A 12267-nucleotide genomic window follows, 5' to 3' on the forward strand; every position below is an offset into this window, starting at 1 on the left:
AAGAGGCCGGCCGGTTGATCCGTTAGCGCCTTACCTTACGGGAACAGGCGCATTCAGGTCGAGTTTAAAAATTCTGGGCTGATGCTTTCAGCGATACTGCAGGAAGACGTTCTCACGCCCGAACTGGTCACGCAGAGCTTGAATCAAGCTGTCTGCGGGATCAATTCGCCACGCTTCGCCAAACTGCAGCAATGCCTTGGCATCAAGCCCGGTGTAATCCAGGGTAATCGGACAAGCTCCACGATGGCGCTTGCACAAGTCACCCAGCCAGCGTAGCCGATCACCTTTGAGCGCTTCGGCACGCACAGTCAGACGCAAGCTTTCGGCCAGATTGGTGCGCGCATCTTCGATGCTCATCACCCGTTTGGCACGCAAGCGCAGACCGCCAGAGAAATCGTCGTTGCTGACCTCGCCTTCGACCACCACCATCGCGTCGGTTTGCAGCAAGGCCTGCGCAGAATGGAAGGCTTCGGCAAACAGCGAGGCTTCGATGCGTCCAGAGCGGTCATCAAGGGTAATGAACCCCATCTTGTCGCCCTTTTTGTTCTTCATGACCCGCAACGCGATAATAAGACCGGCTACGGTCTGGGTATCACGCGCTGGCTTGAGATCGATAATTCGTTGGCGTGCAAAACGGCGAATCTCGCCTTCATATTCGTCAATCGGGTGGCCGGTCAGATACAGCCCGAGGGTTTCCTTTTCACCACGCAAACGGTCTTTGAGACTACCTTCCTTGGCCTTGCGGTGGTTGGCATAAACGTCGGTGTCTTCCTCGACGAACAATCCGCCAAACAGGTCGGAGTGTCCGCTGTCATGACTGCGTGCTGTTTGCTCGGCGGCCTGAATGGCTTCGACTAGCGATGCCAGCAATACAGCACGGTTGCGGTCGATGTTGGCTTGATACGCTTTGGGTTCTGCTTCGAAGTAAGGCCCGAGACGATCAAGCGCGCCGCTGCGAATCAGACCATCGAGGGTCCGCTTATTGACTCGTTTGAGGTCTACACGCGCACAGAAGTCGAACAGATCCTTGAACGGACCCGCCTCGCGAGCTTCGGTAATCGCCTCAACCGGCCCTTCACCTACACCCTTGATCGCACCAAGGCCATAAATGATACGTCCGTCTTCGCTCACCGTGAACTTGTACTCGGACGTGTTCACATCCGGCGCGTCCAGGCGCAACTTCATGATCCGCACTTCTTCGATCAATGTCACGACCTTGTCGGTGTTGTGCATATCCGCCGAAAGTACCGCAGCCATGAACGGCGCCGGGTAATGCGCTTTCAGCCAGGCAGTCTGGTAAGACACCAGGCCATAAGCAGCCGAGTGGGATTTGTTGAAGCCGTAACCGGCGAACTTTTCTACCAGGTCAAAAATGTTACCGGCAAGGTCCGGGTCGATATTGTTGGTCTTGCAACCTTCAATAAAGCCGCCACGCTGCTTGGCCATTTCTTCGGGCTTTTTCTTACCCATTGCGCGACGCAGCATGTCCGCCCCGCCGAGGGTATAACCGGCCATGACCTGGGCAATCTGCATCACCTGTTCCTGATACAGGATGATGCCGTAGGTCGGCGCCAGAACCGGCTTGAGTCCGTCGTACTGGTAATCGACGTGCGGGTAGGACAACTCCGCGCGACCGTGCTTACGGTTGATGAAGTCGTCCACCATGCCGGATTGCAGCGGGCCCGGACGGAACAAGGCCACCAGTGCGATCAAGTCTTCCAGGCAGTCAGGCTTGAGCTTTTTGATCAGCTCCTTCATGCCGCGCGATTCAAGCTGGAATACCGCGGTGGTTTCAGCCTTTTGCAGCAACTGATAAGTCGGTGCGTCATCCAGCGGGATGAAAGCGATATCCAGCGGCTCTTCGTTGACCTTGGCGCGGTCGCGGTTAATCGTTTTGAGCGCCCAGTCGATGATGGTCAGGGTCCGCAGACCAAGGAAGTCGAACTTCACCAGACCCGCCGCCTCGACGTCATCCTTGTCGAACTGGGTCACCAGACCACTGCCCTCTTCGTCGCAATAAATTGCCGAGAAGTCAGTCAGTTTGGTCGGTGCGATAACCACACCACCGGCGTGTTTGCCGACGTTACGCACAATGCCTTCGAGCTTGCGCGCCATTTCCCAGATTTCGGCAGCCTCTTCATCGACCTTGAGGAAGTCCCGCAGAATTTCCTCTTGTTCGTAGGCCTTCTCGAGGGTCATGCCGACTTCGAACGGGATCATTTTCGACAGACGATCAGCCAGCCCGTAAGACTTGCCCTGTACCCGGGCCACGTCTCGCACCACCGCCTTGGCAGCCATGGAACCGAAGGTGATGATCTGGCTCACCGCATTACGGCCGTATTTCTCGGCCACATAATCGATCACCCGGTCCCGCCCATCCATGCAGAAGTCGACGTCGAAGTCGGGCATGGATACCCGTTCCGGGTTCAGGAACCGTTCGAACAGCAGATCGTATTCGAGCGGATCAAGGTCAGTAATCTTCTGTACATAGGCCACCAGCGACCCGGCACCCGACCCCCGGCCCGGACCTACCGGAACGCCGTTGTTCTTGGCCCACTGGATAAAGTCCATAACGATCAGGAAGTAGCCGGGGAAGCCCATCTGGATAATGATATCCAGCTCGAAATTCAACCGGTCGACATAGACCTGGCGCTTGGCTTCATAGTCCGGCGTTGTCTCTTTAGGCCAAAGTACCGCGAGGCGCTCTTCAAGCCCTTCGAACGAAACCTTGCGGAAATACTCGTCGATGGTCATGCCATCAGGAATCGGGTAGTCAGGCAGGAAGTGAGTACCCAGCTTCACATCGATGTTGCAGCGCTTGGCGATCTCCACCGAGTTTTCCAGCGCTTCGGGCAGGTCGCTGAACAGCTCGGCCATTTCCTCGGCGCTTTTCAGGTACTGCTGATCGCTGTAATTGTGCGAGCGACGCGGGTCGTCCAGCGCACGCCCTTCACCAATGCAAACACGGGTTTCGTGCGCTTCGAAATCTTCCTGCTTGATAAAGCGCACATCGTTGGTCGCCACCAGCGGCGCACCGTGGCGCTCGGCCAGGGCTACTGCGGCGTGCAGATGTTCCTCGTCATTGGGACGGTTGGTGCGCTGCACCTCGACATAGAAACGATCAGGAAAAACCGCCATCCATTCGCTCAACAACTGGTCAGCATCAGCCGGGTTATTACCCAGCAATGCCATACCAATCTCACCTTCTTTTGCCGCCGACAATGCGATAAGGCCTTCGTTGGCCTCTGCTACCCACTCTCGCTCAATGATGATCTGGCCATTACGCTGGCCATCAATGAAGCCGCGGGAAATCAGTTCGGTCAGGTTGCGATAGCCCTTGGCGTTCATAACCAACAGGCTGATGCGACTCAACGCGGCATCTTCATCCTTGTTCGATAGCCACAGGTCTGCGCCACAGATAGGCTTGATCCCCGCGCCCATGGCCGCCTTGTAGAACTTGACCAGCGAACACAGGTTGTTCTGATCTGTCACCGCCACAGCAGGCATATTCATGGCCGCGAGGGTTTTGACCAGCGGTTTGACCCGAACCAGACCATCGACCAGCGAATATTCGGTGTGCAGGCGTAGATGAACGAAAGAAGCCGGCATGGAGATCCTATAGCGCTAGAACAAAAACGAAGGCCCGGATTGTACCGGGCCTTTGGCAAAACATCAGCCCACTGTCAGCTCAATGGGAAAATCGACGTCGAAGACATCGTCGACTGGATCATTGCATCCCGCGCTGCATAGGCAGCACGCACCGGCCCGAATGAGCGCCTGTGAATCGGCGTAGGCCCAAGACGCGCAAGGGCTTCGAGATGCACCGGCGTCGGATAGCCCTTGTGTCCGCCGATCCCGTAGCCGGGATATTTGAGTTCCATGGCGGCCATCTCACGGTCACGACTGACCTTGGCCAGAATGGAAGCAGCGGCAATTGCCGGAACCTTGGAATCGCCCTGGACCACCGGCGCGCTGGGGACCGACAATTGCGGGCAACGATTGCCGTCGATCAAGGCCAGTTTCGGCGTGATCATCAGGCCTTCCACTGCACGTTTCATGGCAAGCATGGTGGCATGCAGGATGTTCAACTCATCAATCTCTTCGACTTCCGCCCGGGCAATATGCCAGGACAGCGCTTTCTCGCAAATCTCATCGAACAGCAGTTCGCGCTTGGCTTCTGTCAGCTTCTTCGAGTCATTGAGGCCCAGAATCGGGCGGCGCGGATCGAGAATCACCGCTGCAGTCACCACAGCACCACAAAGCGGACCACGGCCCACTTCGTCAACACCGGCAACCAGCTCTTCAACCAGATTGAAATCCAGACCCATTTGCATTGAACGTGAACTCACAATGAAGGCGAACGGCCAATCAGGTCTAACACCGCTTCGGCGGCCTGATTGGAGGCATCGCGACGCAAGGTCCGGTGTATTTCGTCAAAACCCTCAGTCTGCACCAGGCCGTCATCCAGAAGCGGCAGCAATTGCTGCACCAATGCATCAGCAGTGGCGTCATCCTGCAATAACTCCGGCACCAACAGGCGCTGAGCCAGAAGATTAGGCAACGAGACGTAAGGACTTTTCACCAGACGCTTGAGTATCCAAAAGGTAAGCGGTGCCATGCGATAGGCAACCACCATGGGGCGTTTGTACAGCAAAGCTTCCAGAGTCGCCGTTCCTGATGCAATCAATACCGCATCACAAGCGGCAAGCGCTACATGAGAGCGACCGTCGAGCAGTAACACCTGCAGATCACGCCCCTGCAACAATTGTTCGATCTGCGCACGACGCTGGGGGCTTGCACAGGGCAAGACGAATCTAACCTCTGGACGCACAGCCTGCAAACGCTCGGCAGCATCGAAGAACAAGCTGCCCAGACGCCCGACTTCACCACCACGACTGCCCGGCATCAGCGCAACGACCGGCCCCTCACCGATGCCTAGTTCGGCACGAGCAGCAGCACGATCGGCCTGCAGCGGGATGGTATCGGCCAAGGGATGCCCGACAAACCTGACCGGCACGCCCTTCTCTTCATAGAAACGAGCTTCAAAGGGCAGCAACGTCAACATCAGGTCGCAGCCTTCACGGATCTTCAGAACGCGCTTCTGACGCCACGCCCAGACCGACGGGCTGACGTAATGCACCGTCTTGATACCGGCACGACGCAATTGAAGTTCGATGTTGAGGGTGAAATCAGGAGCATCAATGCCAATAAAGACATCTGGCTTTTGCTCGATAAGGGTCTGGATGAGTGCTTTACGTTTGGCCAGCAACTCACGCAAACGACCCAACACCTCAACCAGGCCCATGACCGAAAGGCGCTCCATCGGGAAAAAGGACGCCATACCTTCGGCCTCCATCAGCGGACCGCCGACTCCGATGAACTCAACCTGAGGATGACGCGCCTTGATGGCACGCATAAGACCGGATCCGAGAATATCCCCGGACGCTTCGCCCGCGACCAAAGCGACACGCAATACGCTGGGCATGACTAGCGGGTGATGCCGCGGGTCGAGGTCTGGATGGACTCAAGAAACACAGCGACCTCCGGGAACTGGGCAGCAGGCTCAGCCAACTCGGCAATGGCCTGGTCAACCGTCAGCCCTTGGCGATAAACCACTTTATAGGCACGGCGCAACGCGTGAATGGCTTCTTCGCTGAAGCCACGACGGCGCATACCCTCGAAGTTCATGCTCCGGGCTTCGGCCGGGTTGCCGAACACGGTGACAAAAGCAGGAACATCCTTACCAATCGCGGTACCCATGCCGGAAAAGCTATGAGCGCCGATGTGGCAGTACTGATGCACCAGAGTGAAGCCGGAAAGGATCGCCCAATCCGCAACGTGCACATGACCCGCCAACGCAGTGTTGTTGACCAGAATGCAGTTATTGCCGATGACGCTGTCATGACCGATGTGTGCATAGGCCATGATCAGGTTGTGATCACCAATCGTGGTTTCGGCACGGTCCTGAATGGTGCCGCGATGTATCGTCACGCCTTCACGAATCACATTGTGATCGCCAATGACCAGACGCGTCGCTTCACCTTTGTACTTGAGATCAGGCGTGTCCTCGCCCACCGATGAAAACTGGTAGATACGATTGTGCTTACCGATCCGGGTCGGGCCACGCAAAATCACGTGAGGACCAACCACTGTACCCTCGCCAATTTCCACACCGGCTCCGATGATCGACCACGGGCCGACCTCCACATTGTCAGCCAGGATGGCTGTCGGATCGATGATTGCGCGAGGGTCAATTAAACTCATAGCTTACGTTCCGCACAGATGATTTCTGCGGAGCAAACCGGCTTGCCGTCGACAGAGGCGCTGCACTCAAACTTCCAGATCTGACGCTTGCAGCTCAAGAACTTCGCTTCAAGAATCAGTTGGTCGCCCGGCAGCACTGGCTGACGGAAACGCAGTTTGTCCGAGCCTACGAAATAATACAGCGTGCCATCAGCAGGCTTTGCGCCCAGCATCTTGAAACCAAGAATACCAGCAGCCTGAGCCATCGCTTCAATGATCAGCACGCCCGGCATGATTGGATGCGCTGGAAAGTGACCGTTGAAAAACGGCTCATTGATGCTGACGTTTTTATAAGCGCGAATGCTTTTGTTCTCGACGTCGAGTTCCACTACGCGGTCTACCAGCAGAAACGGGTAGCGGTGCGGCAGGTATTCGCGAATTTCGTTGATGTCCATCATTTCGAGGGGAAGCCTGTAGTCAAGATTAGGAGTGCGCGGCAGTTGCGCTGCACTCCTCTGCAAATCAAGGAAGCAATTTATCGGCAGTGCACGCTTGATATGAAAAAAGTATCAGCCATCTGATGAAGCATTAACGCCTGAGGTCACTCCCTCAACAATCTTTTCCAGCTTTTGCAGTCGACGTGCCATCTCGTCGAGCTTGCGAATACGTGCCGCGCTTTTGCGCCACTCGCCTGCTGGCTGCATTGCCGTTCCTGAAGAATAGGAACCTGGCTCAGTGATGGAGTGGGTCACCATCGTCATGCCGGTGATAAACACACCGTCACAAATATCGATATGCCCAACCAGTCCTACGCCACCGGCCAGCATGCAATGCTTACCGATTTTGGTACTTCCGGAAATGCCGACACATGCCGCCATAGCTGTGTGATCACCAATCTGTACGTTGTGAGCGATCTGAATCTGGTTATCCAGCTTCACACCGTTACCGATTCGTGTATCAGCCAATGCGCCGCGGTCGATGGCCGTGTTTACGCCAATTTCCACGTCATCACCGATCAATACGCCGCCTATCTGCGCGATTTTCTGCCAGACACCCTTCTCATTGGCAAAGCCGAAGCCCTCACCACCAAGAACAGCACCCGACTGAATGACCACACGCTTGCCGATGCGCACATCGTGATAGAGCGTGACCCGCGGAGCCAGCCAGCCACCCTCGCCGATTTCGCACCGGGCACCGATGAAGCACTGGGCACCGACGGTAACGCCCGCCGCGATTTTCGCCCCGCTCTCGACAACGGCAAAGGCACCGATGCTGGCAGCAGGATCAATCTGTGCGTCGTCAGCAACGACGGCTGTCGGATGAATTCCGGCAACGGCCTTGGGCTTGGGATCGAACAGGTGGGAAATGCGCGCGTAGGCCAGATAGGGATCCGGTACCAGCAACGCGTCGCCAGTATACGAATCCGCATCAGCGGGCTTCAAAAGCACAGCCGAGGCTTGGGTATCAACGAGGAATTTACGGTATTGCGGATTCGCCAGGAAGCTGACCTGACCTGGACCGGCCTCTTGCAAAGTGGCCAGCCCGGTAATTTCTTTATCCTCGGCACCACGTAGCGTGGCGCCCAGGAACTCGGCCAATTGACCGAGCTTGATAGTAGCGGTCATAGATTACTTCAGCTGGTTCATGCGCTCGATGACCTGGCGAGTAACGTCATACTGTGGCTTGACGTCAATCACTGCACCGCGCTCGAAGACCAGGTCAAATGCACCTTTCTTGATCACTTCTTCCACTGCCTGATCCAGCTTAGGCTTGAGTTGCTTGAGCATTTCACGGTCAGCAACAGCTTTGGCTTCGTTCAGCTCCTTGGACTGGAACTGGAAGTCACGGGCCTTTTGCTTGAACTCAAGCTCAAGACGCTCGCGCTCAGGCTGGGCCATTTTGTCGCCACCGCTAACCAGACGATCCTGGATGCCTTTGGCGCTGCTTTCCAGAGTTTTCAGTTTGGTCAGTTGTGGACCGAACTTCTTCTCGGCATCAACGGCGTATTTCTTGGCCGCATCAGATTCAAGCAAGGCCATTTGATAGTTCAAAACGGCAATTTTCATGTCGGCAAAAGCCGGGCCTGCTGCGAGAACGCTTGCCAGCAGTACCAATTGAGTCAACTTACGCACGATGCACTCCTACAAAATTCGCTGTCGTTATCCAAAGTCAGACGTTTAGAAAGTCTGACCAAGGGAAAATTGGAAAACCTGGGTTTCAGTATCGTCATCCGGCTTCTTGATCGGCATCGCCAGGGCGAAGCTCAAAGGACCGAGAGCGGTAATCCAGGTAACACCTACACCAACGGAGCTGGCCATGCCGGAAAGATCAATGTTGTTACATTCAACTTTCTCGCCATTGCGCGTCCGGTTGGAATCGCAGTTGGTATCGAACACGTTACCCACGTCCCAGAACACAGAGGTGCGCAACGAACGTTGATCCTTGATGAATGGCAGAGGGAACATGACCTCTACACCACCCTGAACCAGAACGTTGCCACCAAATGGAAGCGGGTCCTGATCCGGATCTACAGCAGTCCCCGGCTTGGTACCACTGCTAGGCGTGCTGCGCGGCCCCAGGGTGCTGTCCTTGAAACCACGTACCGAGTTGAAGCCACCGGCGTAGTAGTTCTCGTAGAACGGCAGACCGGAGGTCGAACCGTAGCCGTCGCCATAACCCAGTTCTGTGTGCAGACGCAGGGTGTAGTTGTCGGTGATCGGGTGAAAGTACTGGGCGCGGTAGTCGAGCTTGTAGAACGACAGGTCGCTACCCGGCAGCGTGGTTTCCAGCGTCAGGCTCTGTGAGTGACCGCGAGTCGCCAGTACACCTTTGTTCAGGGTGGACTCGGACCAGCCGATCGACCCCTTGAAGTTCAGGTACTTGTCGCCTTCCTTGTCCACGAAGTCAAAGATTTCGTCGACGGTATAGGTACCGGTCTTGATTTCGTCCTGCTGCACGGTCAGGCCGTAAGTCAGGCGCGAGGTTTCGTTGATCGGGTAACCCATGCTGATGCCAGCACCGAGACTGTCTACGGCGTAGCTCGCAACATCGACGTCGAGATCGTCATAGTCGGTGGTGCGATAGAACGCATTGTAGCCCAGGCTCACGCCATCAGCAGTCCAGTACGGATCGACATAGCTGAAGTTATAACGGCTCTGGTATTCGCTACGAGTCAAACCGATGCTGACCCTGTTACCCGTACCGAGGAAGTTGTTCTGGCTGATCGAACCACCAAGGATCAGACCGGCGCTCTGGGCGAAACCGACGCTGGCGGTAATCGAGCCGGATGCCTGCTCCTCTACGGCATAGTTAACGTCAACCTGATCGTCAGTACCCGGTACTGGCGGTGTCTCGACGTTCACTTCCTTAAAGAAGCCCAGACGATCCAGACGAGTCTTGGACTGGTCGATCAGATAGGTCGAAGCCCAGCCGCCTTCCATTTGACGCATTTCACGGCGCAGTACTTCGTCGGCAGACTTGGTGTTGCCGCGGAAGTTGATTCGGTTCACATAAGCACGCTTGCCTGGATCAACCACGAAGGTGATGTCGACAGTGTGATCTTCGTCATTTGGAGTCGGAACGCCGTTCACGTTGGCGAAGGTATAGCCTTCGTTACCCAGACGACGGGTGATCAGCTCGGAGGTAGTGGTCATCACTTTACGCGAGAACACCTGACCTGGCTTGACCAGCAACAGGGACTTGACCTGATCTTCCGGCACCTTGAGGTCGCCGCTCAACTTGACCGATTTGACGCTGTACTTCTGGCCTTCATTGACGTTGACCGTGATGTAGACGTTTTTCTTGTCAGGCGTGATCGATACCTGAGTCGAGGCGATATCCATATTGATATAGCCGCGATCAAGGTAGTAGGAACGCAGACGTTCGAGGTCGCCGGATAGTTTTTCCCGGGCGTACTTGTCGTCGTTCTTGAAGAAAGAAAGCCAGTTGGTGGTCTTCAGTTCGAAAAGGTCGATCAGGTCTTCATCAGGGAAAACGCTGTTACCCACCACGTTGATGTGCTGGATAGAGGCGACCGTGCCTTCGTTGATGTTGATCTTCAGGCCAACCCGGTTGCGTGGCTGGGCGACGACTTCCGTCGCGACTTCAGCCGAGTAACGACCCTGAGCAACATACTGGCGCTGCAGTTCGTTACGCACACCTTCAAGAGTTGCCCGCTGGAAGATTTCGCCTTCAGCCAGACCCGACTGTTTCAGACCTTTCATCAGGTCTTCAGTGGAGATGGCCTTGTTACCTTCGATTTCGATACTGGCGACAGATGGACGCTCGACGACGGTGATGACCAGCACATTGCCGTCACGACCCAACTGGATATCCTGGAAGAATCCGGTTTTAAACAGTGCGCGAGTGGCATCCACCAGACGACCATCATCCGCTTGCTCGCCCACGTTCAGCGGCAACGCACCAAATACACTGCCCGCGGATACCCGCTGCAGGCCATTGACACGGATATCGGAGATAGTGAAGGACTCGGCGTGAACTTCGGCAATCATCAGTACGGCAAGAACCGCAGTTAGCAGCAGACGTTTCATGAAGTCCTTTCTTATTCCAACTGGCAATAAACAAACTGCCGCAAAATGCGGCAGATTCGCAACTCAGCAAAGCTAAGCTTTACAGTCGACCCAGATCGTTGACCAGCGCGAGCAACATAACGCCCACCACCAGACTGATACCAATCTGAACCCCCCAACCTTGAACCCTTTCCGAAAGGGGGCGACCACGTGCCCACTCGATCAGATAGAACAACAAATGCCCCCCGTCCAGCACTGGAATAGGCAGTAAATTCAGGACTCCCAGGCTTATGCTCAGATAAGCGAGGAAATTCAGGAAATCACCTATGCCCGACTGGGCCGAAGCGCCCGCCACTTTAGCAATGGTTATCGGTCCACTCAAGTTTTTTACCGAGAGCTCACCGAACAACATTTTCCTGAGCGAATCGAGGGTCAGTACGCTCATGGTCCATGCGCGGCTGGCGCCCTCGGCCACAGCGGCCAACGGACCATAACTGACTTCGCGCAGCATCTCGGGAGGCCAGTCGATACCTTTGACGCCGGCCCCCAGATAACCACTTGCAGCCTTGCCTTCGCCACGCGCCGCGAGAGTCAGCGGCACATCAAGTCGTGCACCGTCACGCTCTACGCCGAGAGAAATTTTTGCATCGGGGCGCTCACGCACCCAGTCAACCACTTGCTGCCATTCGTCTACAGGACGCCCATCCAGAGCCACCAGCTTGTCGCCGGTTTTCAACCCTGCTGCCTGCGCCGGACCTTTAGGGTCCAGCTCGGCCAGCACCGGCGGCAGTGCCGGACGCCACGGACGAATGCCAAACGACTTGATCGGATCTGGTTCTTCAGCGCCCTTCAGCCAGTTATCCAGCGCCAGACTGTGAGCAGTATCAACCGTTGCGCCAGGCTCGCGGACCTTCAGTGCGACGTTGCCACTTTCACCCAGGCGACGAACCAACTGCAGATTGACCGCTGACCAGCCCGATGTTGCCTCGCCATCGACGGAGACAATTTCCTGCCCGGCACTCAATCCGGCCACTTGCGCAATACTGCCGGGCTCAACCGCGCCAATGACCGGACGCACCTGCTGGCTACCCAGCATGGCCAGGATCCAGAAGAAGACGATCGCCAGCAGGAAGTTCGCAATAGGACCGGCGCTGACAATGGCAATACGCTGATAGACAGTCTTACGATTGAAAGACTGATCGGCCAGCTCGGGAGGGACGTTACCCTCGCGCTCATCGAGCATTTTTACGTAGCCGCCCAGAGGGATGGCAGCAATCACATACTCGGTACCCTGGCGGTCATGCCAGCGAAAAAGCGGCGTACCAAAGCCAACCGAAAAACGTAAAACCTTGACGCCACAACGCCGCGCCACCCAGAAGTGGCCGTATTCGTGAAAGGTAACCAGCACGCCCAGCGCTACCAGGGTGCCAACAATCATATAGAGCGCGCTCATCAACTTTCTCCAGGTACCGGCTTGGACCAGGCCTTGCGCCAG

At 56.1% G+C, this 12267-nt stretch carries 9 protein-coding genes; all 9 read right to left on the reverse strand.

Going from position 1 to position 12267, the window contains the following annotated elements; all coding sequences use genetic code 11:
* Positions 1-87: 87 nt before the first annotated feature.
* The 9 genes from dnaE to rseP all read right to left on the reverse strand — a co-directional run bounded on the left by dnaE (position 88) and on the right by rseP (position 12225).
* Positions 88-3609: a DNA polymerase III subunit alpha gene (gene dnaE, locus ABRP31_RS20335; RefSeq protein ID WP_087273925.1), complete on the reverse strand. Its 3522-nt coding sequence runs from the start codon at positions 3607-3609 to the stop codon at positions 88-90.
* A 74-nt stretch (positions 3610-3683) separates the two neighbouring features.
* On the reverse strand, positions 3684-4334 hold the full coding sequence (gene rnhB, locus ABRP31_RS20340; protein WP_349970289.1) for a ribonuclease HII: 651 nt from the start codon (positions 4332-4334) through the stop codon (positions 3684-3686).
* An 11-nt stretch (positions 4335-4345) separates the two neighbouring features.
* Complete coding sequence (gene lpxB / locus ABRP31_RS20345) at positions 4346-5485, reverse strand: lipid-A-disaccharide synthase (protein WP_349970291.1); 1140 nt, start codon at positions 5483-5485, stop codon at positions 4346-4348.
* Positions 5486-5487: 2 nt separating this feature from the next.
* Positions 5488-6264 (reverse strand): acyl-ACP--UDP-N-acetylglucosamine O-acyltransferase, encoded by a 777-nt coding sequence (lpxA, locus tag ABRP31_RS20350; protein WP_349970294.1) that lies wholly within the window; start codon positions 6262-6264, stop codon positions 5488-5490.
* Entirely contained in the window at positions 6261-6701 is a 441-nt protein-coding gene (gene fabZ / locus ABRP31_RS20355) for a 3-hydroxyacyl-ACP dehydratase FabZ (protein WP_087273918.1), read from the reverse strand. Before fabZ ends, lpxA begins: the two co-directional genes overlap by 4 nt.
* A gap of 111 nt (positions 6702-6812) precedes the next feature.
* A complete protein-coding gene (gene lpxD / locus ABRP31_RS20360) occupies positions 6813-7868 on the reverse strand; it encodes a UDP-3-O-(3-hydroxymyristoyl)glucosamine N-acyltransferase (RefSeq protein WP_349970297.1) in 1056 nt (351 codons plus the stop codon).
* 3 nt (positions 7869-7871) lie between these two features.
* Complete coding sequence (locus ABRP31_RS20365) at positions 7872-8375, reverse strand: OmpH family outer membrane protein (protein ID WP_349970299.1); 504 nt, start codon at positions 8373-8375, stop codon at positions 7872-7874.
* Positions 8376-8420: 45 nt separating this feature from the next.
* Positions 8421-10793: an outer membrane protein assembly factor BamA gene (bamA, locus tag ABRP31_RS20370; protein WP_349970300.1), complete on the reverse strand. Its 2373-nt coding sequence runs from the start codon at positions 10791-10793 to the stop codon at positions 8421-8423.
* Between the two features lie 79 nt (positions 10794-10872).
* Positions 10873-12225 (reverse strand): sigma E protease regulator RseP, encoded by a 1353-nt coding sequence (gene rseP / locus ABRP31_RS20375; protein WP_349970301.1) that lies wholly within the window; start codon positions 12223-12225, stop codon positions 10873-10875.
* Between the last annotated feature and the right edge of the window lie 42 nt (positions 12226-12267).

The sequence above is a fragment of the Pseudomonas caspiana genome (assembly GCF_040224095.2).
GTDB lineage: Bacteria > Pseudomonadota > Gammaproteobacteria > Pseudomonadales > Pseudomonadaceae > Aquipseudomonas > Aquipseudomonas caspiana.